Origin of the sequence: Bradyrhizobium sp. 956_D2_N1_4, assembly GCF_052076025.1 — a bacterium.
Lineage (GTDB): Bacteria > Pseudomonadota > Alphaproteobacteria > Rhizobiales > Xanthobacteraceae > Bradyrhizobium > Bradyrhizobium barranii.
In genome coordinates, this window is record NZ_CP197237.1 from 5,087,413 (window position 1) to 5,111,529 (window position 24,117).

The following is a 24,117-nucleotide window of genomic DNA, read 5'->3' on the forward strand; positions in this document are numbered from 1 at the left end:
CGTGACGTTTACCTCGAATTTGAGCGGTCTCTTGCAACGAGCGCGATCGTTCCATTGCCGCCCTTGACGGTTAATCCTCCGCCTTAGTTGCAGCGCCGTCAAGGGGAACCTGAGCGTCGAAGGCGGTCGCGAAGGCGCGCGGAAGCCGCTGAATTCGCTACTGCAAAATCAAAAACTTTGCGTCCGTGCGCTGTCAAGCAAACCGGCTTCCCTCTTGGGCAAGTTTCCCGATGACGAAGTCGTTAGGGATTGCGGCAGGAACAACAAAAACGGGCCTCTCCTGCACGTGGACCCGTAGCTCTCATCCGGAGGAGGAAACAGCACAGCATCGTTTCTGGTCCCAAACGTGACCGCCCTGCACGAGCAGACGCCGGACGAGAAGCCCGGTGATTAAGCAATGCTTCGGAAACAATAAACGAGACCAACGGAGGAATGACTATGCGCAAGGTGCTAATGGCGACCTATCTTGGCTCCGCGGCGATGCTCGCCGTCGGCAGCGCGTCAGCCAATGACGAGCTGATCAAGATGTCGCAGAATCCCAAAGACTGGGTCATGCCGGCGGGCGACTACGCCAATACCCGCTATTCCAAGCTGAACCAGATCAACGCACAAAACGTAGGCAAGCTCCAGGTCGCCTGGACCTTCTCCACCGGCGTGCTGCGCGGCCACGAAGGCGGCCCGCTGATCATCGGCAACGTGATGTACGTCCATACACCGTTCCCGAACAAGGTCTATGCTCTTGACCTTTCCAACGAGAACAAGATCATCTGGAAGTACGAGCCGAAGCAGGATCCGAACGTCATCCCGGTGATGTGCTGCGACACGGTCAACCGCGGCCTGTCTTACGGCGACGGCAAGATCATCCTGCATCAGGCTGACACCACACTGGTTGCGCTCGACGCCAAGACCGGCCAGGTCGCCTGGTCTGTGAAGAACGGCGATCCCACTAAGGGCGAGACCGGAACCTCTGCGGCGCTCGTCGTCAAGGACAAGGTCCTGGTTGGCATTTCCGGTGGCGAGTTTGGCGTCCAGGCTCACATGACGGCTTACGATCTCAAAACGGGCAAGTTGGCTTGGCGCGGTTACTCGGGAGGGCCTGATGATCAAATCTTGGTCGATGCCGAGAAGACCACCGCTCTCGGCAAGCCGGTCGGCAAGGACTCCAGCCTCAAGACCTGGCAGGGCGATCAGTGGAAGATTGGCGGCGGCGCCACCTGGGGCTGGATCTCCTTTGATCCTGAGCTGAACCTGATCTATTACGGATCAGGCAATCCCTCGACCTGGAACCCGAAGCAACGTCCAGGCGACAACAAATGGTCGATGACGATCTGGGCCCGCAATGCCGACACCGGCGTGGCCAAGTGGGTCTACCAGATGACGCCGCACGATGAGTGGGATTATGACGGCGTCAACGAAATGATCCTCTCGGATCAGTCGATCAACGGCCAACCGCGCAAGCTGCTGACCCATTTCGACCGCAACGGCCTCGCCTACACGATGGATCGTGTCACCGGCGAACTGCTGGTCGCCGAGAAATACGACCCGAAGGTGAACTGGACCTCCGGCGTCGACATGGACAAGAACTCACCGACCTATGGTCGCCCGAAGGTTCTCGACGCGGCCTCGACTGAAAAGGGCGGCGAGGATCACAACACCAAGGGCATCTGCCCGGCCGCGCTCGGTACCAAGGACGAGCAGCCGGCAGCCTACTCGCCGGACACGCAGCTGTTCTACGTTCCGACCAACCACGTCTGCATGGACTACGAGCCGTTCAAGGTGAGCTACACCGCGGGCCAGCCCTATGTGGGTGCGACGCTCTCGATGTATCCGCCGCAGGGTGAAACCCATATGGGTAATTTCATCGCCTGGGACGGCAAGACCGGCAAGATCGTCTGGTCGAACAAGGAGCAGTTCTCGGTCTGGTCGGGTGCGCTCGCAACCGCCGGCGGCGTGGTGTTCTACGGCACGCTCGAAGGCTACCTGAAGGCGGTCGACGCCAAGACCGGTAAGGAGCTCTACAAGTTCAAGACTCCCTCCGGCATCATCGGCAACGTCACCACCTATGAGAACGGCGGCAAGCAGTATGTCGCAGTGCTCTCCGGCGTGGGCGGCTGGGCCGGTATCGGTCTGGCAGCTGGTCTGACCGATCCGACCGCCGGTCTCGGCGCAGTCGGTGGCTACGCGGCTCTCAGCAACTACACGGCACTCGGCGGTACGCTGACCGTGTTCTCGCTGCCAGCGGCGAACTAGCCTCACCTTCGTGTCGCTCCGGCGCGTGGATCAACTCCACGCGCCGGCTCGTCTCCACCGAACGCCTTCGAGGATCATCTCTTGCGTAAAATCTGCTTTGTCATCGCTGCGACCATCTTCGTGACCTCGGGGGGAATTGCCGTTGCGGACGGTCCGGGCGACCCGACCGCCGTCAAGAAGGAAGACGACGGAAAGTGGCTCGATAAGGAAGGAAACCCAACCTACAAGATTTCGGCCGACGGCACCGTGGACTGGTTCACCTATTCCGGATATCGCCGCTATCACTCCGACTGCCACGTCTGCCATGGCCCCGACGGCATGGGATCCACCTACGCACCGGCGTTGAAGGATTCGGTCAAGACCATGAGCTACGGCGACTTCCTCGGCGTCGTCGCCTCCGGTCGCAAGAACATCTCGACCGCGCAGGAGAACGTCATGCCTGCCTTCGGCGACAACCCGAACGTCGCCTGCTACATGGACGATCTCTACGTCTATCTGCGCGCCCGCTCCGACGAGGCGTGGGGCCGTCAACGTCCCTCCAAGAAGGATGAGAAGAACGAGACCTACACCAAGGCGGAAGACGCCTGCATGGGCAAGAAATGAAGGTTACCAGGACCGATACCACCTCGTGGCGTCCTGCGAGAATTTGAGGAGTTTACGATGAAGACACGTGCCGCCGTTGCTTTCGAAGCCAAGAAACCACTCGAGATCGTCGAAGTCGATCTGGAAGGACCGAAGGCCGGCGAAGTCCTGGTCGAGATCAAGGCGACGGGCATCTGCCATACCGACGCCTACACGCTCGACGGCTTCGACAGCGAAGGAATCTTCCCGTCGATCCTGGGTCATGAGGGCGCCGGTATCATCCGCGAGATCGGACCGGGCGTGACCTCGGTGAAACCGGGCGACCACGTCATCCCGCTCTACACGCCGGAGTGCCGGCAGTGCAAAAGCTGCCTGAGCCAGAAGACCAATCTCTGCACCGCGATTCGCGCGACGCAGGGCAAGGGCGTGATGCCTGATGGCACCAGCCGCTTCTCCTACAAGGGCAAGCCGGTCTACCACTACATGGGCTGCTCGACCTTCTCGAACTTCACCGTGCTGCCGGAGATCGCCGTCGCCAAGATCCGCGAGGACGCGCCGTTCGACAAGAGCTGCTACATCGGCTGCGGCGTCACCACCGGCGTCGGCGCCGTCGTCAACACCGCCAAGGTCACGCCGGGCTCCAACGTGGTCGTGTTCGGCCTCGGCGGCATCGGCCTCAACGTGATCCAGGGCGCCAAGATGGCCGGCGCCGACAAGATCATCGGCGTCGACATCAACGACTCCAAGGAGGATTGGGGCCGCCGGTTCGGCATGACCGAGTTCGTCAACCCCAAGAAGATCACCGGCGACATCGTCGCGCATCTGGTCAACCTGACCGACGGTGGTGCCGACTACACCTTCGATTGCACCGGCAACACCACCGTGATGCGCCAGGCGCTGGAAGCCTGCCATCGCGGCTGGGGCACCTCGATCATCATCGGCGTTGCCGAATCCGGCAAGGAGATCGCCACCCGCCCGTTCCAGCTCGTCACCGGGCGCAACTGGCGCGGCACGGCCTTCGGCGGCGCGCGCGGCCGCACCGACGTGCCCAAGATCGTCGACTGGTACATGAACGGAAAGATCCAGATCGATCCGATGATCACCCACGTGCTCAAGCTCGAGGAGATCAACAAGGGTTTTGACCTCATGCATGAGGGCAAATCCATCCGTTCAGTCGTCGTGTTCTAGCTCGAAAGCGTCACACCCAAGGAGGATCGACCCATGACTGTTGCACTCCATCCCTCGATCGATAACGGCGTCAAACAGGGCAGCGGCAGCTTTGCCGGCGGCACACTGGTCTGCAAATGCACGGACCACCCGGTCAAGGTCGCCGTGAAGGGCGACGTCGCCCACAACCACGCCTGCGGCTGCACCAAGTGCTGGAAGCCGCAAGGCGCGAACTTCTCGGTGGTCGCCGTGGTGCCGCGCCAGAACGTCAGCGTGACCGAGAACGGCGACAAGCTCCAGATCGTCGATCCCTCGGCGGTGATCCAGCGGCACGCCTGCAAGGCTTGCGGCACCCACATGTACGGCCGCATCGAGAACAAGGGCCATCCGTTCTACGGCCTCGACTTCATCCATCCCGAGCTGTTCCAGGAGCAGGGCTCGCAGGCGCCGCAATTCGCCGCCTTCGTCTCCTCCGTGATCGAATCCGGCGTGAAGCCGGAACAGATGGCAGGCATCCGCTCGCGGCTGAAGGAAATCGGGCTCGAGCCCTATGACTGCCTGTCGCCGGCGCTGATGGACGCGATCGCGACCCACGTGGCGAAAGCCAAGGCCGCCTAAACAAGGCTGCCTGACAAGGCCGCCTGAACAGGCCCGCCAGACCCTCGCCGTGCCCGTCCGCTCGCTGGCCCGACCATCGCCAGCGAGCCGGACGGTCCGGCCCTCGACCAAATCGCTGCGATGCCGCCGCATCGCACGAGGCAGACGCGAGGGCCATGAACTCCTCAGATGAGCTCCTCAGTCCTGGTCTCTGAATGACTGCGCAGTGCCGCCCACTTCCCCCTCGAAGTCCGCGCCGCTGCGTTCTCCCTCCCTCGACTGAGGCATCCTGCTTCGTCCGCGCAGTCTCTGCCGGACGAAGCTTTTTTCGTCGTGCACATTTCGCAGGCGCAGCGGCGTGATGCCGCGCCCTGCTTTTGACAAACCTTCGTTGCAACTTTTCCCTTCAACAACACCCGGCTGTGAACGCCGGGCCGGCGCGGTCTCTGCTACGATCGCGTCGTCACGATGCCGCGCGAATTCAATCAATCAAGAATAAGACGGGAGGTATCGAGCACATCCGGACATCACGATTCGCATTCCTGCTTGCCGCCGGGATCTGCCCGCGCAGGAGAACAGGCCGGGATGCGACGACACGACGAAACGGGCAGTGCGCCGACCTGTGTCGGCAATGTTCAATCGACAAGCTTATGAAGAGCGAGGGACCATCATGATCAAGGTGAAGATCAACGGCCAGGAACAGAGCTGGGACGGCGACCCGGATCTCCCGCTACTCTGGTTCCTGCGTGACGAGGCCGGCCTGACCGGCACCAAGTTCGGCTGCGGCCAGGCCCTATGCGGCGCCTGCACCGTCATCGTCGACAAGGAGGCCGTGCGCGCCTGCATCACGTCGATCAACGACGTCGCCGGGCGCGAGGTGACCACCATCGAAGGGCTGCATCCGAACGGCGACCACCCCGTCCAGAAGGCCTGGCGCCAAGTCAACGTGCCCCAATGCGGCTTCTGCCAGGCCGGCCAGATCATGCAGGCCGCAGCGCTACTGATGGAGAATCCCAAGCCGTCACACGACCAGATCCGCGAAGCGATGGCCGGCAACATCTGCCGCTGCGGCTGCTACCAGCGCATCGAGAACGCCGTCCATCTCGCATCGACGGGAGTGTGACATGAATTTCATCGACAAACCCGGGAAGCTTCGTGGCTTCGAGAAGAACATTCGGGTCGAGAAGGTCTCGCGCCGGAGCATCCTGAAGGGGCTCGGCATCACCGGCGGCTTCGTGCTCGCCGCCCCCGTGATGTCGCGCCAGGCCTTTGCCTATGAGACCGGCGCCGGCAAGATGCCGCACGGCGTGGTGGTCGATCCGCGCGTCTTCGTCGCGGTCGCACTCGACGGCACCGTCACCATCCTCGCCCACCGCGCGGAGATGGGCACCGGCGTGCGCACCAGCCTGCCGCTGATCGTCGCCGAGGAGATGGAGGCTGACTGGTCCAAAGTGAAGGTGCAGCAGGCCCATGGCGACGAGGTCAAGTTCGGCAACCAGGACACCGACGGCTCGCGCAGCACGCGGCATTATCTGATCCCGATGCGCCAGATCGGTGCCTCCGCCCGCACCATGCTGGAGCAGGCCGCGGCCAAGCGCTGGGGCGTGCCGGCGACCGAGGTCAAGGCCGTCAATCACGAGGTCGTCCATAGTGCCAGCGGCCGCAAGCTCGGCTTCGGCGAACTCGCCGCGGACGCAGCCAAGGAATCGGTGCCGAGCATCGAAGGCCTCAAGCTGAAGGACCCCAAGGACTTCCGTTATCTCGGCAAGGGCCAGATCAGCATCGTCGATCTCCACGACATCACCACCGGCAAGGCGCGCTACGGCGCGGACGTGCGACTACCAGGCATGAAATATGCGGTCATCGCGCGCCCGCCGGTGACCGGCGGCAAGCTGGTCTCGTTCGATCCGGACGCGGCGCTGAAGGTCCCCGGCGTCGAGAAGGTAATGCAGGTGCGCGGCTGGCCGTGGCCGTCGAAATTCCAGCCGCTCGGCGGCGTCGCGGTGATCGCGCGCAACACCGGCGCGGCGATCAAGGGCCGCGACGCGCTGAAGCTGACCTGGGACGACGGCGCCAACGGCAAATACGACTCGGTCGCCTATCGCAAGGAGCTCGAGGAAGCCTCGCGCAAACCGGGCCTCGTCGTACGCCAGGAGGGTGACGCAGACGCTGCGCTGAAGAGCGCCGACAAGGTCGTCGTCGGCGAATACTATCTGCCGCACCTCGCCCATGTCAGCATGGAGCCGCCGGTGGCGGTCGCCGACGTCAAGGGTGACAAGGCGGAGATCTGGGCGCCGGTGCAGAGTCCCGGCGGCACCCGCGAGGACGTCGCCAAGACGCTCGGCATTCCCGAGGACAACGTCACGGTGAACGTCACGCTGCTCGGCGGCGGTTTCGGCCGCAAGTCGAAATGCGACTTCGCGCTTGAGGCCGCACTGCTGTCGAAGGAGCTCGGCGCGCCGGTGAAGGTGCAATGGACGCGCGAGGACGACGTCCGTCACGACTTCCTGCACACCGTCTCGGTCGAGCGGATCGAGGCGGGGCTCGACAAGAACGGCAAGGTGATCGCCTGGCGCCACCGCAGCGTGGCCCCGAGCATCGCCTCGACCTTCGCCGCGGGTGCAAACCACCAGGCGCCCTTCGAGCTCGGCATGGGCCTCGTCGACATGCCGTTCGAGATCGCCAACATCTCCTGCGAGAACCCGGAAGCCGCGGCGTTCACCCGCATCGGCTGGTTCCGTTCGGTCTCGAACATCCCGCGGGCCTTTGCGGTGCAGTCGATGGTCGGCGAGATCGCGCAGGCGACCGGGCGCGACCAGAAGGAGACGCTGCTCGCGCTGATCGGCAGTCCCCGCATCGTCAAGCCGGCGGTGAAGGACATGTGGAACTACGGCGAGCCCTATGACAGCTACCCGATCGACACCGCGCGCCTGCGCAAGGTGGTCGAGCTGGTTGCCGAGAAGGGCGAATGGGGCCGTCAGGTGCCGAAAGGCCACGGCCTCGGAATTGCCGTGCACCGCAGCTTCGTCAGCTACATCGCGACCATCGTCGAGGTGGCCGTCGACGAGAAGGGCAAGCTGACGGTGCCGCGGGTCGACACCGCGATCGACTGCGGCACCTATGTCAATCCCGAGCGCATCGCCTCGCAGATGGAGGGCGCGGCGATCATGGGGCTGAGCGTCGCCAAATACGGCGCGATCACCTTCAAGGACGGCAAGGTGGAGCAGAAGAACTTCGACGACTTCCAGGTCCTCAGGATGGATGAATCTCCTCTTGTAACCAACGTCTACATCGTCCCGCCCGGACCCGACACGCCGCCGAGCGGCGTCGGCGAGCCCGGTGTTCCGCCGTTCGCACCCGCGCTGATGAACGCGATCTTCGCCGCGACCGGAAAGCGTATCCGCAGCCTTCCGCTCGGCAAGCAATTGGAGGCCTAAGGCGGAACATTGAGCGGCCTCGCGCCGTTTCCATCGATCTGACAGGAGCAGATCGATGACCAACATCTCAAAGGCGCTCGCAGTCTCGTTGCTGTCGGGCGCCTTTTTCATGACGACCACGGCTGCGTTCGCCCAAAGCAACACCGCCCCGCCGACCACCGCCACGCGCCCCACCGCGCCGGAGCAGAACTCGCTTCCCAACGCCGGCGCCCCGCCGCCTTCGACCACGCAGACCACCGGGCAGACCAGCTCCGATCCGAAGGTTCAGGAGATGAACCAGAAGGAAAAGGACAAGGTTGATCGGCAGGGGAAGTAGCGGTTCAGCGCCTGCGCCCACAAACCGCCGCTCGCCGTCATGGCCGGGCTTGTCCCGGCCATCCACGACCTCTGCCGCGGCACGAAGAACGTGGATGCCCGGGACAAGCCCGGGCATGACGAGTTCGTGGCGCGAGCACCGCACACGCAAAATGCGGCGGACGTTGCCGTCCGCCGCATTTGCCCCCTGACGCTCCGCTTCCTTCGATTCGCCCGCGGAGCTTATTTCTTCAGCGCGAACACCCAGATGACGCCGCCCTGCGGCACATTGGCTTCGATGCCGATATTGTTGGTCGCGAGCGCATCCTGGATGCGTTGCGCGTCCACGCCCCATCCGGACTGGATCGAGATGTATTGCGTGCCGTCGATCTCATAGGACACCGGCATGCCCATGATGCCGGAGTTGGTCTTCTGCTCCCACAAGAGTTCGCCGGTCTTGGCATTGAAGGCACGGAAGTTGCGGTCGTTGGTGCCGCCGACGAAGACGAGATCGCCTGCGGTTGCCGTCACCGAGCCGAACAACTGCGACTTCGGGAAATTGTGCTGCCACACCTTCTTGCCGGTGACGGGATCCCAGGCCTGGAGCTCGCCGAAATGATCGGCGCCGGGCTTCGTCGTCAGGCCGATGTCCTCCGGCTTGGTGCCGAGCCAGAGTTCGCCCGCCTTGAGCGGAACCTTCTCGCCGGTGAAGCCGCCGCAGAAATTCTCGTTGGCGGGCACGTAGACGAGGCCGGTCCTCTGGCTGTAGGCCGCCGACGGCCAGTCCTTGCCACCCCACAGCGACGGACAGAACTCGACCCGCTTGCCGATGACCGGCTTGTGCGCAGGATCGACGATCGGCTTGCCGCTCTCGGCATCGATGCCCTTCCAGACATCGGTCGCGACGAAGGGCCAGCCTGCGACGTAGTTGATCTTGGTCGGGGTGCGCTCGAGCACCCAGAAGATCGCGTCGCGGCCCGGATGGATCAGGCTCTTGATGGTGCGACCGTCGCGTTGCAGGTCGACCAGGATCGGTGCTTCGACCTCGTCCCAATCCCAGGAATCGTTCTGGTGGTACTGGTGGTAGGTCTTGATCTTCCCATTGCTGGGATCGAGCGCGAGCACCGAGGAGGTGTAGAGATTGTCGCCGGGATGCGTCTCGCCGGGCCATGGCGCGGCGTTACCGACGCCCCAGTAGATCGTCTTGGTGTCCTTGTCGTAATTGCCGGTCATCCAGGCGGAGCCACCGCCGGTCTTCCAGTCGTCGCCCTGCCAGGTATCGTGACCGGGCTCGCCCTCGCCGGGGATGGTGAAGGTGCGCCACAACTCCTTGCCGTCCTTGGCATCGTATGCGGCGACGTAACCGCGCACGCCGAGTTCACCGCCGGAGCCGCCGACGATGACCTTGCCCTCGACGACCAGCGGCATCAGGGTCATGTACTGGCCCTTCTTGTAGTCCTGCACCTTGGTGTCCCACACCACCTTGCCGGTCTTGGCGTCGAGCGCGACGACATGGTCGTCGGTGGTGGCGAGATAGAGCTTGTCCTCCCAGAGACCGACGCCGCGGTTGGTCGGATGCAGCTGAAAGAGGTCGTCGGGAAGCTGCCGCTTGTAGCGCCAATATTCGTCGCCGGTCCTCGCGTTCAGCGCGATCACCTGCCCCATCGGGGTCGTTACGAACATCACGCCATTGTTGACGATCGGCGGCGCCTCGTGGCCTTCGACCACGCCGGTGGCAAAGGTCCAGACCGGTGTGAGATTCTTGACGTTCGAGGTGTTGATCTGGTCGAGCGGGCTGTAGCCCTGTCCGTCATAGGTGCGCCGATAGAGCATCCAGTTGCCGGGTTCCGGATTTTCCAGCCGCTGCTGGGTGACCGGCGCGTAGTTCTCGATCGGGCCGGCGACGGCGACGGTCGAGACAAGGCACGTGAAGGCGACGAAGCCGGACAGTAACCATTGCTTCCTGGTCATGAACGTTCCCCTTTTTCATCCGTTTGAATTCTTGTTTTGAATTCTTGTCGTTCGTCCCGTCGTCCGCCCCTCGGCGGATGCGGCCTCTCGTGACGCGGGCACAACCCGCACCGTCCGTCATCCTGGCTGCACGCCACCTACCTTTCCGATGAAGTTGCCGGCGACGCTGAGCGAACCGTCAGCGAGCGCGAGCGGCAGCGCGGCAAGCCGCCGCGGCGCCGGTCCGAACACGACCTGCGCGCCCTCGCGGGGATCGTATTCGGAGTTGTGACACATGCACTTGAACACGTCCTTGTCGCCGACATCGCTCTTGACCCAGGCGGTCACGGGACAGCCGGCATGCGAGCAGATCGCCGAATAGGCCAGGATGCCGTCGACGGCACGCGCGCGGGTCTTCTCGTCGAGCTCGGCGGGATCGAGTCTGATGATCAGGATTTCGTTGAGGCGCGAGGCGCTGCGCACCACCGACGTGTTGGGATCCTTCGGCCAAGCGTGAACCGGCGGTCCACCGGCCGGGAGATCGGCCGCGGTGATGAGCTTTCCCTCCTGGTCGCCTTCGGAGAAGACGAGGAGATCACCCTTCTGCGGACGTTCGTCGGAGCCTGGCGGATCCTCGCCCCCGCGCGCCTGCGTGAAACAACCGAGGCAGGCGGTCGTGGCGAGCGCGCCAAGCAGCAGCGTTCGCCGCGTCTGTTCTGTACCCGCGTCGACTTCGGACTCCGCGGTGCTCTCGGACGATGAGGGGGTGGTGTTGAACGATGCGCGCGACATGCACGCTAGCAGGCGCTGGAACTCTGCCGAAAAAAAGGCGGAGAGTTGGCGCCGCAGCGCATCAATATGTCTTTGCTCGCTTTGGTTGAACGCAAATGAATGCGTTCCAGCGCATATTTGCAATTGCAACGTCGCATCGCGCGATCGGCATGATGATTTTGCAGATCAGACCGATGATGCCGGAATTGGTGCAACGCGTTATTGGCCGCACAGCACAACCTCGAAGCGATACAACTGCACGTTTTACAGGCAAATTTGCTGTCGTCAGGACCGGAGCACGTGACGCGGCGCAGCGATACGGCCGGCGATGGTCGCCGACGCCATCTCAAAACTGTCGGCGATGCGTCGCGCCTTGTCGATGAAGAGCGCGGCCGCCGGCGGCGGACAGACCTCGCGCGCGGTCTGCTCGAACAGATCGAGCCAGCGATCGAAATGATCGCCGACCAGGCTGAGCGGCACATGCGCCCGCATCGGCGAACCATGATAGCGGCCGCTCATCAGCACGACCGACGACCAGAAATCCTTGAGTTTGGCGAGATGCTCGTCCCAATTCTGCACGATCGCAAAGACCGGCCCCAGCAGCCCATCCTCGCGCACGCGTCCGTAGAAGCGGGTGACGAGCTCCCCGATCATCTCCTCGGTGATCCCGGTGCGCTCGATCGCATCCTGGGTCAGCAGGTTCCGCCGCGCGGCCGCCGCCTCGCGCTCGGCCTTCAGTCGATCCGACATGTCCTTCGCTATCCGTTCATTTGTTCCCGCAGGCCGCCCGTTCGACATTGTCGGGCCAATTGCGCGCGGCGTCTTTGTCGCAGCGCAAATTGCGGGGATCGGGCGGCGGATGCAGAGCACCCGCCGCCGGCGCCATCAGGCGCTATAGGTGTAGAAGCCCTGGCCGGTCTTGCGGCCGAGATGGCCGGCATCGACCATTTCCTTGAGCAAGGGGGCCGGACGATATTTGGGGTCGTTGAAGCCCTTATAGAAGACCTCCATCACCGAGAGCATGGTGTCGAGCCCGACGAGATCGGCGAGCGCCAGCGGCCCGATCGGATGGTTGCAGCCGAGCTTCATGCCGGCATCGATCTCCTCAGCGGTTGCGATCCCTTCCTGGAGCGCAAAGATCGCCTCGTTGATCATCGGGCACAGGATGCGGTTGACGGCGAAGCCGGGGCTGTTCTTGGCCGTGATCGCCACCTTGCCGACCCGCTTGGCGAAATCCAGCGCCTTGGCGTGGGTGTCGTCGGAGGTCTGCAAGCCGCGGATGAGTTCCAGCAGCGCCATCACCGGCACCGGGTTGAAGAAGTGCATGCCGATGAAGCGATCGGGACGATCGGTTGCGGCGGCAAGCTTCGTGATCGAGATCGAGGAGGTGTTGGTCGCGAGCAGCGTGCGCGGCGACAGCGTGGCGCAGAGGTCCTTCAGGATCTTGACCTTGAGCTCCTCGTTCTCGGTCGCGGCCTCGATGACGAGGTCGCAATCGGCGAGCTTCGCGCGGTCGGTGGTGCCGGTGATGCGGCTGAGAGCCGCCTCGCGATCGGCCGCCGACATCTTCTCCTTCTTGACCAGGCGCTCGAGGCTGCCGCCGACGGTCGACAGCCCGCGGTTCACCGCCGCATCGGAGATGTCGACCATCACGACCGAGAGCCCGGCCGCGGCACAAATCTGCGCGATGCCGTTCCCCATGGTCCCTGCCCCGATGATGCCAACCGTGTTGATCATTGCCTCGTATCCTTCATCATTGCGGGCGTGCCAGACGGCCCGGCCCCATTGTTCCTGCATCAGGGTCTAGCATCGCCGCCGGGCGGGTGCGACCTGATCCTGCCCCCTCCTTAAAGCATCCCGGGCGGGAATAAAGCCGCTCTTCCGCCGCGGAGAGGTGCGATTTGATGCCCCCGCGGGCTGATTTCTGCGCATTTTGCCCGGCCGCTGCAGGGGGTGCCGAGGGCGCGCCAGCGAGCACCGGGCCAAGACGTCTTTGTGACACAGGCCACATCTGCTTCGCGCCCGGCCTGCTAGCCTCGGCCGCATGATGAAACATCTCACTCTCCCCGTCCTCTTCACCGCTCTGCTCGTCGCCACGCAAAGCCTGGCGGCCGAGACCAAGGGAGCCGGCTCAACCTTCGTTTCGCCCGTGATGGCGAAATGGATCGACGCATACAAGACGAAGACCGGCAACACCGTCAGCTATCAGGCGGTCGGCTCGAGCATCGGCGTCGGCTTGATCAAGAAAGAGGCCATCGACTTCGGCGCAAGCGACATGCCGCTTGATCCCAAGGAGCTGGACAGGCTCGGCATGATGCAATTCCCGATCGTGATCGGGGGCGTCGTGCCGGTCGTCAATATCGATGGAGTTAAACCCGGCCAGATCCGCTTCACCGGCCAGATGCTCGCCGACATCTATCTCGGCAAGCTGAGATCATGGAACGATCCGGCCATTCGCGCGATCAACCCCGACATCAGGCTGCCGAACACTGCGATCACGGTGGTTCATCGCATCGACGGGTCCGGCACGACGTTCAACTGGTCGAACTACCTCTCGAAGGTCAGCACGCAGTGGAAGACGAGCGTGGGCGAAGGCACCTCGGTCGAGTGGCCACTTGGTCTCGGCGGCAAGGGCAATGACGGCGTCGCCTCGCTCGTCAGCCTCGTGCCCGGCGCGATCGGCTATCTCGAATACACTTACGCGCTGCAACGGCTAGACAGAATCTCATTTGGCGTCGTGCAGAACAGCGCCGGCAATTTCGTCGTCCCCGACGCCGCATCGTTCCAGGCCGCGGCCTCGAGCGCGGACTGGAAGGCGGAGAAGGATTTCCACCTCGTGCTCACCAACGCGCCCGGCGAGGACGCCTACCCCATCACAGCCACGACGTTCGTGCTGATGCCGAAGGCGCCGAAATCCGAGGAACGATCGGCAGCGGCCATCGACTTCATCCGCTGGTCGTTGGAGAACGGCAAGGCCCAGGCCGAGACGCTCAATTACGTGCCGCTTCCGCCTGCCCTGGTCGACCAGATCGAACGCTATTGGCAGCAGAGCATCGAGACAAACCCCACGGTCTCGGCCTCGGCTAACGTCAAGCGCTGAAGCCTGGAAACGAGCGGCCGTCATGCCCCGGGCATCCACGTTCCCAGTGCCAGCCACGCGACCGCGATCCTTCTGGAAATCTCGCCGTGAATCGTGATTTAGTCCTGCGAAAGGCCTGTTGCCGGCTCGCAGCGGCGAGAACGCGCGAAGGTCCAAGCCCGGGGACTTTCGCATGGACGTGATCATCTACCACAATCCCGACTGCGGCACGTCGCGTAGCGCGCTTGCCACGATCAGGAGTGCCGGCATCGAGCCGCACGTGGTCGAATATTTGAAGACGCCCCCCTCGCGAGCCCCGTTGCAGCAGTCCATCGCGCGCATGGGGATTTCGGTGCACGAGGCGGTCCGCGAAAAGGCGGCGCCCTATCCGGAGCCCGGGCTCGACAACCCGGCACTGACGGATGACCAGCGGCTCGAAGCGATGATGGTACATCCGATCCTGAGCAACAGGCCGATCGTGCCCCCGAACGACGTCAGGCTTTTCCGCCCTTCGTGGCTGGTGCTTGATCTCCTGCCGGCGCAACAGCGTCCGGCCGAATGAACGACTTCGCGCGATCCATCGGCGCCGCGCTCACGCTGATCGGCGAGGCCGACGCCGAGCTGCTCGGCATCGTCGCGCTGTCGGTTCGTGTCAGCCTCACCGCCGGCATCGTCGCGCTGCTGATCGGCGCGCCCTTCGGGGCCCTGCTCGCGATCACCCGATTCCGCGGGCGACAGGTCGTCATCGTGCTGACCAATGCGCTGCTCGGCCTTCCGCCGGTCGTGGTCGGGCTTGCGCTCTATCTTCTACTGTCGCGGTCCGGTCCGCTCGGGGCAGCCGGACTGTTGTTCACGCCGACCGCCATGGTGATCGCGCAGACCCTGCTCGCGACCCCGATCGTGGTCGCGCTGGTGCACCGGCCGGCGAGCCTGCTCTGGGCCGAGTATGGCGACCTGGCGCGGATCGACGGACTATCGACGCTGCGCAGCATCGGCTTGCTGTTCGCGCTCGGCCGGACGTCGCTGCTGACGGCCTTTCTCGCGGCTTTCGGGCGCGCGATCGCCGAGGTCGGCGCCATCATCATCGTCGGTGGCAACATCCGCGGCTTCACGCGCACGATGACGACGGCGATCGCACTGGAGACGAGCAAGGGCGACCTGCCGCTGGCACTCGGGCTCGGGCTGATCCTGCTCGCGCTGAGCGTGGCGGTGTCGACCGTCGCCTTCCTGCTAGTGGGACGCGTTGGGGAAAAATAGCTGCTCGCCGCCGACCTTGTAGCCGGCGATCGCATCCTGCCCCTTCGGCGAAACCAGCCAGTCGATGAAGGCCTGTCCGTCCTTCGCCTTCACATTCGCATGCGTCGCCGGATTCACCAGCATGACGCCATACTGGTTGAACAGCCGCTTGTCGCCCTCGGTCAGGACGGCAAGCTCGCCGCGGTTCTTGAACGACAGCCAGGTGCCGCGGTCCGACAGAAGATAGGCGTTCGACGACGAGGCCATGTTCAGCGCCGGACCCATGCCCTGGCCGATCTCGCGATACCAGCTGTCCTTGCCGGCGCCGATATCGACGCCCGCCTCCTTCCACAATCTCAGCTCGGCCGCATGGGTGCCGGACTTGTCGCCGCGCGAGATGAATGGCGCCTTCGCCGCCGCGATCTTGCGCAGCGCATCCGTGACGTCCTTGCCGCCGGCGATCTTTGCGGGATCGCTCTTCGGACCGACAATGATGAAGTCATTGTACATGACATCGAAGCGCTTCACGCCCTGCCCCTCGGACATGAACTTGTCCTCGGCCGGCCTGTCATGCACGAACACCACGTCGGCATCGCCGCGCCGCCCGATGTCGAGCGCCTGGCCGGTGCCGACGGCCACGACCTTCACCTCGATGCCCTCCGCCTTCGAGAACAGCGGCAGCAGGTAACCGAACAGGCCCGACTGCTCCGTCGACGTCGTCGAGGCCACGGTGATGGTGCGATCTTGCGCGAATGCGCATGTCGACCAGACCAGAACCGCTGCGATGGCGGCAAGCTTTCTCATTGTGTTGTCCTCACTCTCCTGACGTTTAAACTTAGGCGGGAAGGATGACGCAGGGAAGTCCGACGTTCGGCGCAGGATCAGCGGCCAGATATGTCTCGCGGATCACGTCCTTTCTCCTTCGCTGTCGAAGGAAGCGTATCGGGGATCGGCGCGGCAACTCTGTGGGCGCGGTCACATTGGCCGCCTGCCGCGCCGGAACTTCAGGACGACCGCAGCTTTTCGATGATGGCCGTCACCTCGTTCAGCTGGGCTTTGGCCGTGGCCAGCAGATCGAGCAGATCGCGCGCGGACTGAGCTGATCCGCCAGCGGCGGCCTGATCGATCACGCTCAAGCCGTCGGTGAGACGCGAGATGATTTGCACGAGTTCATCGCGGCGCGCCTCGAGGTCCGCAAGCGTTGCGTCAAAGCGCTCGTCGAGCCGGGCGCCTTGCAACGAGCGGATCGGAACGATCCTGTCGTCGGGAGGATCGGACATGCGCGTGCTTTGCGTTGCTGTCCCGCCCATCCTAGGCGCGACCGCCCGCAACCCGGCGGTGGTGCATTGTCGCATCCGACACGGCAGTCGCGTTGCCCTTTCCCGCGCGGTGGAGGCACGGATGTTCTGCAATTGGTCCCACCTACATTGACATCGATGTGACGGCCGGGGCAGTTTTTTGCATTGCTGGCGAATCAGCGATTGCTTCACGCCGAGTACCTCTTGGACAACTCCCTGTGCTTTCGAGACTGATATCGTTGCTGCGCCGCATTCCCGCGGTGAAATGGGCGTTCACCCGGCTTAGGCCCTTGCCTCACGGCGGCAGCATCGATGTCGCGCCGATCGCGGTAAGCGATTCGCCCGCAATCGTCGCCGACATCGCAGAAGCTGTTCCGGCTCCCGACAGCATCAGCACGAGCCCGCTGCCCAGTGACACCGAGATCGCCGTTGCGGCTCCGGTCGCCGAAGATGGCGCCGCTATCTCTGTCATCCCGGAGAGCTCGTCCGCGGCGCCAACTGATATCAGCGTCGCCGATGATCCATCCTTGGAAGCGCCGACAGAGGTCGAGGCGGTCGTCGTCGAAGAGGTTTCGGTCTCGTCAGTCGAGGTGGAGAGCGCGGCCGTCGATGCTCATGAGCTCGTCACCAACGATCCGCCCGCGGAGCCTGAAACCAGCGTCGCACCCGTCGTCGTAGAAGAGACACCGGTCCCGGTTGTCGAGATCGAGAGCGAGCCGGTCGGTGCACCCGAGCTCGTTAGCAGCGACCCGTCTGTGGAACTTCCGGAGATCGCTGAACCCGTCATCGTTGAAGAGGCGCGGCTGTCGCCTGTCGAGGCCGAGAGCCGGCAGGCCAACGTTTCCGAGCCCGTCGTCAGCAACGATGCATCTCCCGAACTCGCGACCGAGGTGGAGCTTGTCGTCGTCGAGGAGGCGCTGGTCTCCTCTATCGACATCGAGATCGCACCGGTTGATGCCCCCGTTCTCGCCGTCAACGACGATACCTCCTCTGACGTCGCTGATGTGGAGCCGGCTGTCGTAGAGGACACGTGCGTCGCGCTTGCGGACAGCGACGTCTCGGCAGGGGAGGTCTCCGAGAGCAGCATCGACAGCGCTGCCTTCGCTGTCGTCGCAATGGAGATCGAGCCGGTCCCGGCCAACGATCCCGCCCCGATCGCAACGATCGCCGCGGAGGATTCCTCCGCCGACACGGCAAGCGCCGTCACGCACGTCGCGCCGGAGCCGATCCTCGAGTATCCCGCTCCGGTGATCCCCAGCGCGCCGAAGACGCGCGCAAAGGTCGTGGAACCCGTCGACCGCGCCACGTTGATCCGGCAGCGCTGGACGGAGACCGGGATCAGGATGTGGAATCCGCGGCTTCACGGCGCCGGCGACGCCACGCTGAACATCCAGGGCCGCGTCGAGCTGCTGCCGCCCGCGCCCGGCGAGACCATGCCACGCTACGACAAGCTCGAATTCAGGATGCTGGACGGGCAGATCGTCTGCGAGGGCGTCGTCGTCGAGGCGCCCGCGTCGGCGGGTCAGCGCAGCTTTACCCGGCTCGCCGAGCCGCGCAACACTGACCGGCCCCGCGAACCGCTACGGGAACGCCAGGCCGCTCTCGCCTGACCCTTGTCCTCTGCGACCATGCCCGCCATATGCTAGGCTGACGCCCTGGACATGGGAGGCCGCATGCCCGCCAGATTATTGCGCCTGGTCGTGATCGCCGCCCTCTGCATCTCGCAAGGGGCCTTTGCGGCGTCCAGCAAACGCCCGCACCATGCGCCCGCGACCGATCCGGCCGCGCCCTACAAGGCCGACCGGCTCTCCACCTCGCGCGGCCAGACGATCCTCAACACGCCCGGCCAGACCACCGTGCTGACACGTCAGATCCTTGACGACATGAACGCGACGACCCTCCGGGACGCCATGCGCTCGACCGCCGGCGTGACGATAGGGATTGGCCGCTAGATTTCGCGCGACTTCGCGTTCAGGGGATCGGATAGCCCTTCCAGACCCACTCCAGCGCCGACGGCAGCGTTTGCGCGATCGTCGGCCGGTCGACGTGCTTGGCGTTGCGCACGAACAGGAACTGGTAGTGGTAGCCCTTCTCCGCCATCACCTTCGCCATCAGCGCGTTCGACAAAGTCCAGTCGTGCATGCCGTCGGGAATGGTGGGGTTCGGATAGAACAGATCCTGATCGCCGCCGAAGAACCAGAAGCGGATCGGCTTCGCAGGCGCGGCGACGATCAGCGGCACGCCGGGCGGCTCGGCCGGCGTGAGCACGCCGGCCTTTGATATGAGGTTGGGACCGGCCGGCCCCGTCCATGCGCTGTGATATTCCCAGGCGCCGCCACGCAGCGACGGATCGTGCGGCCATTGCTGGTTGACCATCGTCGGCGAGAAGGCCAGCACGCGGTGATAGAGATCGGGATAGAACCACGCCATGGTGAAGGCCGCCACACCGCTCGAGCTCAGGCCCATCGTCGCGCGCCCGTCGGGGTTTTTGGTCAACTTGACGTCGGCGTTCTTCTCGACCAGCGGCAGCACCTCGCGCTCGACGAACTGCGCATAGTCGCCTGACACCGCATCGTATTCGCGGCCGCGCTGGCTGCCCTGCGCGTCCTGCCCGCCATTGCCGATCTGGATCGCGATCATCGGTGGCACGCGGCGCTGCGCGATCAGATTATCGAGCGTCGTGGCGAGGTCCTTGTAGGCGTTGGAGCCGCCGTCGCCGACCACGATGAACGGCGCCTCGGTGCCGCGTACATATTGCGCCGGCACGTAGACGTCGATCGTGCGCGACCAGATTCCAGGATGGCTGGTGGTGACGATCATGTGCGACTTGTCATCCGGCGCGGTGACGGTCGTCATGATCGAGGAATTGGTGCAGCCGGCGACGTCGTCGCGGATCAGGCCGGGATTGTAGATCGTGCTCTCCCTCGACGTCAGCGTGAAGGATTTTGTCGTGCCGCGTGGTACGCCTTCCTTCGCAATCGTCTCCGGCGCGGGATTGTGGGTGGGCCCGATGATGAAATTGCCCTCGGCGCCGGACGGCGGCAGCGTTCCGTCGGGCAGCTCGGTCGCGCGCGGATAGTTGGGGTTCGAGGGATCGCGCGTCGGCGGTGCCGTCTTGAAATCCAGGCCCGCCGTGTCGATGAAGAACGGTGCCGCCTTGTCGGTGGTGTTGGCCCCGGGCGGCACAGCCATGTTCTGGGTGACGCAGGCCGGCTGCGACAGTGCAATTGAAGTGAAGGAGACGAGGGAAATCAGCGTCCCCGCAAGGACGGACAAAGAATTGGTCATTTCAGCTCCCGGTGCCGACAAGTCTTTCTGGCTCGCCTTGACGCAAAGTATGGCGGGCCGCCTGCGCGCGGTCAAACAGCAAGCGGCCGCATTCCAGCGATAGCCGCCATGCTCAAACCGAAAGGCGACCATTATTCCGTGCATGCTCATGAATTACCGCGGACACGAGGCCGTTGCTGCTGCACCTCGCACGACGTACCTTGCGCAAGCACGTGCGTCGGCTGATCGCGCGGCCATGCGCCGTCGCCGATGTGAAAGCCAAGGTCTCGCATGGTTAGCAGATCGTAGCTGCGGGTGGTTGCGGGCAAGGTGTGCCTGAGACACGCGCCTCGGCCGCCGGATATCCTTAACACGGCCTCACCAATACACGCGGCTGGAAAATCCCGCGGCCGCGCGCAACCTGCGCTGACTTTTCGTGCAGCCCCACCTAACGCGACCTTTACCCCCGTCGTGCAAGATCGCCGCCGTTTTGAAGGGATCCGGGGCGCGTATTGCAATGCCTGTCGTCAATTTGAAGTCTCAGCTCGCCGCCGCGATGCGGCTGTTTCGCGTGCCGGCCGATAACCCGGACCTGACGCGCGCGCAGTTCGACGCCTTCTCCAAGCAGATCCCGCTGCTCTATTTCATCCTGATGAGCAACACGATCGCGGTCGCCTATACCTATGTCAACGTGGCGCCGGACTGGCTGACGATGATCGTGCCGAGCGTGCTCACCGTGCTCGCCGCGCTTCGGACCTTCTGGTGGCTGCGCCAGCGGCACCTCGTGCGCAGCGATGCCGATATCCTGCGCAATCTGCGCGCCACCAACTGGATGACATTACCGATCGGCGCCGGCTTCACCGCATGGTCCTTTGCGCTGTACCCTTACGGCGACGCCTTCGCCAAGAGCCAGGTCGCCTTCTACATGGCGGTGACCGTGATCGGCTGCATCTTTTCGCTGATGCATCTGCGTTCCGCGGCGCTGATCGTGACGCTCGTCGTCGACGTTCCCTATGTGCTGTTCTTCTGGGCGACCGGCGAACCGACGCTGAAGGCGATCGCGGTCAACAACCTTCTCGTCTCTGGCGCGATGGTGACGGTGCTGTTCATCTACTACCGCGACTTCGCCGATCTCGTCTCCAGCCGCAAATCGCTGCTGGCGCAGCAGGCGGCAACGCAAGCGCTCTCGGACGAGAATTTCCGCCTCGCCAATCTCGATTCCCTCACCGAGCTGCCGAACCGCCGCCGCTTCTTCGCCGAGCTGTCGAGCGCCTTCAGCGGCGCCGAGCGCAGGCGCGTTCGCGTCGCGGTGGGGATCATCGACCTCGACGGCTTCAAGCCGATCAACGACAATTACGGCCACTCGGTCGGCGATCGCGTCCTGATCGAAGCCGGGCGCCGCATCCGCGAAGTTTGCGAGGGCTTCGGCCCGCAGCGGGTGGAATTTGCCCGGCTCGGCGGCGACGAGTTCGGCCTTGTGGTGTGCGGCGATCCCGAAGATGACGATTTGATGCGGCTCGGCCAGCGCATCGGCGAACAGGTCAAGCTGCCCTACCAGCTCGACACCGCCCATACCGGGCTGTCCTGCTCGATCGGCTTCGCGCTGTTCCCAAGCTCGGCGACCAGCGCCGAAGCGCTCTATGAATGCGCCGACTACTCACTCTATCACGCCAAGCGCCATCTGCGCGGCCGCACCGTGATCTTCTCGAGCGAGCTCGAGGCCGAGATCCGCAGCCGCGGCGTCATCGAGAACTTGCTCCGCACTGCCGATTTCAGCACCGAGATGGACCTGGTGTTCCAGCCGATCGTGGACGCCATGAGCGAGCACACCGCCGGCTTCGAAGTCCTGGCGCGCTGGCACAGCTCCCGCCTCGGCCTGGTCTCACCGGCCGACTTCATTCCGGCCGCAGAGCGCATCGGCTTGATCCGGCCGCTGACGCAGGCGCTGCTGGTCCGCGCGCTCGCGACGGCAAGGACCTGGCCCGACCACATCCGCCTGTCGTTCAACCTCTCTGCTCACGATGTCTGCGCAGCCGAGGGCATTTTGCCGCTGATCTCGATCATCGAGAAGAGCGGGTTGCCGCCGAACCGGATCGACTTCGAGATCACCGAGACCGCCGTCACCTTCGACTTCGTGCGCGCGCAGCAGTCGATCGCGACGCTGAAGGCGATGGGCTGCGGCATTTCACTGGACGATTTCGGCACCGGTTATTCCTCGCTGAGCCACGTGCATCGGCTGCCGCTCGACAAGATCAAGATCGACCGCAGCTTCGTCGCCGACATCAACGAAAATCCGGTGAGTCACAAGATCATCAAGTCTCTCGCCGGCCTGTGCGACGACATGGAGATCGCTTGCGTCGCCGAGGGCGTCGAAACCCGCGCCCAGCTCGACAGCCTGCGCCGCCTAGGATGCGACTTCATCCAGGGCTACTACTTCGCAAAGCCGATGTCGGGCGATGCGATTGGCGATCATCTCGCAAAGGAACGCCAGCGTCTCGGCGCCGCCGGCGCCAAGGTCGTGGCCTGAGAGGCCAGATCTCAATCCGCATGCGTAGCGCTGATAAATTAAATTGCTGCCTGTCAATCGTCCGCTTCACATGCGTCGAAACGCCCCCGACATGCTGGGATGCCGTGTCGGTGCTTGTCAGCGACGTCAAAACGCGCGATACTCAATTTCAAGGGGAAAGATATTTAGTATACAACTTTTTGATCTTGGTGGCCTTCAACTGGGCGCGGCGGCAAACACGGTTGTGAGTTGGCAATCGGGAGGCAGGCATGTCGTCCAATGCGTCATTTTCGGCAGGGCGCCACGTCCCGCCGCATTCCCAACTCACCGCTTCGCATGCATCACCGCCGCCCGCCGAGCCGGACGCCGGCGGCCTCATACCCATCAGCCTCTTCATCCTCAGCGACGTGCGCCTGCTCTGCGAAGGCCTCAGTTCCTGCCTGGCCCGGCAGGAATGCTTACGCATCTCCGGACACGGCGATCTTGCGACCCCGCCTGAGCAAGTCGTCGACAGCGGCGCGCAGGTGCTGCTGGTCGACATAGCGACGCCGCAGGGCTTGCAGCAATCGGCAGCCTGCCGCGCGCTGACGCCGGCGTTGAAGGTCGTCGCCATCGCGGTCGCCGAGGCAGAGCAGGACATCCTGGCCTGCGCAGAGGCCGGCGTGTCCGGCTTCGTGCTGCGCGAGGGTTCGATCAGCGACGTCGTCGCCGCCGTCCGTAACGCTATGCGCGACGAGCTCGTGTGCTCACCCAAAGTCGCCGCCGCCCTGTTCGGCCGGCTCGCGCTGCTCTCCGCGCGGACCGTCACGCGAGCGCCGGCCGCCGGCGTCGACACGCTGACACCACGCGAGCACGAGATCATTCGCTTCGTCGGCGAAGGGCTATCGAACAAAGAGATCGCACGAGCCTTGCGGATCCGCAATTCGACGGTGAAGAACCACATGCACAACGTGCTCAGCAAATTGCAGATTCGCCGGCGCGGCGAGATCAGCAGGCATCTGCACGCGAACGGCGCGCCCGCGCCTGCATCGTCGCGGATCCAGACCCGCTAGACCTTTCGGCCTAGATCCTTCGGGCCGGCATCGCGCGCGAAGCCGCCAAGTCGCGGTGAATTGCGCGCCCGTTTGCGTCATCGCGGTCTCACCGCCGCGGGCATGGTCCGGACCATCAGCTCCATCCTCGCTAGACCTTTTGGCTCAATCGCGCCGTCGCGCCTTGTGCAAGGCTCACCGCAAAGGTGGCCATTGCGACAGAGACGCATCCTCATTGCGGGATTTCCGAGGCTGATGACCGATCTTCTCGAGCATGTCGTCGCGAAAGATCCGGCGTTGTCCGTAGTCGGGACGAGTGACGACGCCAATCTGGCAACGGAGGCACGCCGCACCCGCGCCGACGTCCTCGTGGTGGCACAGAAGGCCCCGGACGAGCGCGACAGCCTCGCGAGCCTTCTGCACAGCCGGCCGCGGTTGAAGGTCGTCACCATCGTCGCAAGCGGCGAAAGCGGCGCGCTCTACGAGCTGCGGCCGCACCGCACGGCCATCACCGAGATCACGACGCAATCCCTGTCGGAAGCCATTCGGGATCCGCCCGGCCCGAGGCGCAGGCCGCGCCAGCGGCGCGCCCGCCGGCCAGGCAAGACAATCGCCGCGGTCTGACCAAACGAGACGGACCGCCAAATCACAG

22 protein-coding genes are annotated in these 24,117 nt (G+C 64.2%); 15 read left to right on the plus strand and 7 right to left on the minus strand.

What is annotated here, in order from left to right:
- The first annotated feature begins 438 nt into the window (after window positions 1-438).
- The 7 genes from xoxF5 (at window position 439) to AB7535_RS24240 (ending at window position 8,349) form a co-directional block, all read left to right on the plus strand.
- Window positions 439-2,250, plus strand: a complete 1,812-nt coding sequence (gene xoxF5 / locus AB7535_RS24210) for a lanthanide-dependent methanol dehydrogenase XoxF5 (RefSeq protein WP_063981978.1) — start codon at window positions 439-441, stop codon at window positions 2,248-2,250.
- Between the two features lie 81 nt (window positions 2,251-2,331).
- Entirely contained in the window at window positions 2,332-2,853 is a 522-nt protein-coding gene (locus AB7535_RS24215) for a c-type cytochrome, methanol metabolism-related (protein ID WP_207794581.1), read from the plus strand.
- Between the two features lie 57 nt (window positions 2,854-2,910).
- The gene (locus AB7535_RS24220) at window positions 2,911-4,020 is read left to right on the plus strand and encodes an S-(hydroxymethyl)glutathione dehydrogenase/class III alcohol dehydrogenase (protein WP_014493614.1); all 1,110 of its coding nucleotides are present in this window, start codon (window positions 2,911-2,913) and stop codon (window positions 4,018-4,020) included.
- 33 nt (window positions 4,021-4,053) lie between these two features.
- Window positions 4,054-4,617, plus strand: a complete 564-nt coding sequence (gene gfa, locus AB7535_RS24225; RefSeq protein ID WP_063981977.1) for an S-(hydroxymethyl)glutathione synthase — start codon at window positions 4,054-4,056, stop codon at window positions 4,615-4,617.
- A gap of 649 nt (window positions 4,618-5,266) precedes the next feature.
- Window positions 5,267-5,719, plus strand: coding sequence for a (2Fe-2S)-binding protein (locus AB7535_RS24230; protein ID WP_085405661.1), 453 nt, complete (start codon window positions 5,267-5,269; stop codon window positions 5,717-5,719).
- A 1-nt stretch (window position 5,720) separates the two neighbouring features.
- On the plus strand, window positions 5,721-8,033 hold the full coding sequence (locus AB7535_RS24235; protein WP_439037027.1) for a molybdopterin cofactor-binding domain-containing protein: 2,313 nt from the start codon (window positions 5,721-5,723) through the stop codon (window positions 8,031-8,033).
- 55 nt (window positions 8,034-8,088) lie between these two features.
- Window positions 8,089-8,349: a hypothetical protein gene (locus AB7535_RS24240; protein WP_354265295.1), complete on the plus strand. Its 261-nt coding sequence runs from the start codon at window positions 8,089-8,091 to the stop codon at window positions 8,347-8,349.
- 221 nt (window positions 8,350-8,570) lie between these two features.
- Here AB7535_RS24240 and AB7535_RS24245 read toward each other — a convergent pair whose 3' ends face one another.
- The 4 genes from AB7535_RS24245 to AB7535_RS24260 form a co-directional block, all read right to left on the minus strand.
- Window positions 8,571-10,298, minus strand: coding sequence for a methanol/ethanol family PQQ-dependent dehydrogenase (locus tag AB7535_RS24245; protein WP_354114038.1), 1,728 nt, complete (start codon window positions 10,296-10,298; stop codon window positions 8,571-8,573).
- A 117-nt stretch (window positions 10,299-10,415) separates the two neighbouring features.
- Window positions 10,416-11,069 carry a ubiquinol-cytochrome c reductase iron-sulfur subunit gene (locus AB7535_RS24250; RefSeq protein ID WP_354114039.1) on the minus strand — a complete coding sequence of 218 codons (654 nt, stop codon included), beginning with the start codon at window positions 11,067-11,069 and terminating at the stop codon, window positions 10,416-10,418.
- A gap of 264 nt (window positions 11,070-11,333) precedes the next feature.
- Window positions 11,334-11,798 carry a group III truncated hemoglobin gene (locus tag AB7535_RS24255; protein WP_166343232.1) on the minus strand — a complete coding sequence of 155 codons (465 nt, stop codon included), beginning with the start codon at window positions 11,796-11,798 and terminating at the stop codon, window positions 11,334-11,336.
- A gap of 135 nt (window positions 11,799-11,933) precedes the next feature.
- Window positions 11,934-12,845, minus strand: coding sequence for a 3-hydroxybutyryl-CoA dehydrogenase (locus AB7535_RS24260; protein WP_354114040.1), 912 nt, complete (start codon window positions 12,843-12,845; stop codon window positions 11,934-11,936).
- A gap of 247 nt (window positions 12,846-13,092) precedes the next feature.
- On the opposite strand from AB7535_RS24260, the gene pstS reads away from it, so the two are divergent.
- The 3 genes from pstS to AB7535_RS24275 all read left to right on the plus strand — a co-directional run bounded on the left by pstS (window position 13,093) and on the right by AB7535_RS24275 (window position 15,384).
- Window positions 13,093-14,148 (plus strand): phosphate ABC transporter substrate-binding protein PstS, encoded by a 1,056-nt coding sequence (pstS, locus tag AB7535_RS24265; protein WP_354114041.1) that lies wholly within the window; start codon window positions 13,093-13,095, stop codon window positions 14,146-14,148.
- Window positions 14,149-14,320: 172 nt separating this feature from the next.
- Entirely contained in the window at window positions 14,321-14,689 is a 369-nt protein-coding gene (arsC, locus tag AB7535_RS24270; RefSeq protein WP_354114042.1) for an arsenate reductase (glutaredoxin), read from the plus strand.
- Entirely contained in the window at window positions 14,686-15,384 is a 699-nt protein-coding gene (locus tag AB7535_RS24275; protein WP_085405650.1) for an ABC transporter permease, read from the plus strand. Before arsC ends, AB7535_RS24275 begins: the two co-directional genes overlap by 4 nt.
- Here the strand turns inward: AB7535_RS24275 and AB7535_RS24280 are convergent.
- Window positions 15,358-16,167, minus strand: a complete 810-nt coding sequence (locus AB7535_RS24280) for a substrate-binding domain-containing protein (RefSeq protein ID WP_354076712.1) — start codon at window positions 16,165-16,167, stop codon at window positions 15,358-15,360. The genes AB7535_RS24275 and AB7535_RS24280 overlap by 27 nt on opposite strands.
- A 200-nt stretch (window positions 16,168-16,367) precedes the next feature.
- A complete protein-coding gene (locus AB7535_RS24285; RefSeq protein ID WP_354076714.1) occupies window positions 16,368-16,775 on the minus strand; it encodes a hypothetical protein in 408 nt (135 codons plus the stop codon).
- Window positions 16,776-16,879: 104 nt separating this feature from the next.
- Between AB7535_RS24285 and AB7535_RS24290 the strand changes: the two genes are divergently transcribed.
- Both AB7535_RS24290 and AB7535_RS24295 read left to right on the plus strand, forming a co-directional pair.
- A complete protein-coding gene (locus AB7535_RS24290) occupies window positions 16,880-18,271 on the plus strand; it encodes a hypothetical protein (protein ID WP_354114043.1) in 1,392 nt (463 codons plus the stop codon).
- 63 nt (window positions 18,272-18,334) lie between these two features.
- Window positions 18,335-18,613, plus strand: coding sequence for a Plug domain-containing protein (locus AB7535_RS24295; RefSeq protein WP_354114044.1), 279 nt, complete (start codon window positions 18,335-18,337; stop codon window positions 18,611-18,613).
- 19 nt (window positions 18,614-18,632) lie between these two features.
- Here the strand turns inward: AB7535_RS24295 and AB7535_RS24300 are convergent, their stop codons facing one another.
- Entirely contained in the window at window positions 18,633-19,949 is a 1,317-nt protein-coding gene (locus AB7535_RS24300; protein ID WP_439037028.1) for an alpha/beta hydrolase, read from the minus strand.
- Window positions 19,950-20,445: 496 nt separating this feature from the next.
- On the opposite strand from AB7535_RS24300, the gene AB7535_RS24305 reads away from it, so the two are divergent.
- The 3 genes from AB7535_RS24305 to AB7535_RS24315 all read left to right on the plus strand — a co-directional run bounded on the left by AB7535_RS24305 (window position 20,446) and on the right by AB7535_RS24315 (window position 24,089).
- Window positions 20,446-22,455, plus strand: coding sequence for a putative bifunctional diguanylate cyclase/phosphodiesterase (locus AB7535_RS24305; RefSeq protein WP_439037029.1), 2,010 nt, complete (start codon window positions 20,446-20,448; stop codon window positions 22,453-22,455).
- 248 nt (window positions 22,456-22,703) lie between these two features.
- Window positions 22,704-23,486: a LuxR C-terminal-related transcriptional regulator gene (locus AB7535_RS24310; protein ID WP_439037030.1), complete on the plus strand. Its 783-nt coding sequence runs from the start codon at window positions 22,704-22,706 to the stop codon at window positions 23,484-23,486.
- A gap of 234 nt (window positions 23,487-23,720) precedes the next feature.
- Window positions 23,721-24,089, plus strand: a complete 369-nt coding sequence (locus AB7535_RS24315; protein WP_439037031.1) for a hypothetical protein — start codon at window positions 23,721-23,723, stop codon at window positions 24,087-24,089.
- Window positions 24,090-24,117 lie beyond the last annotated feature (28 nt).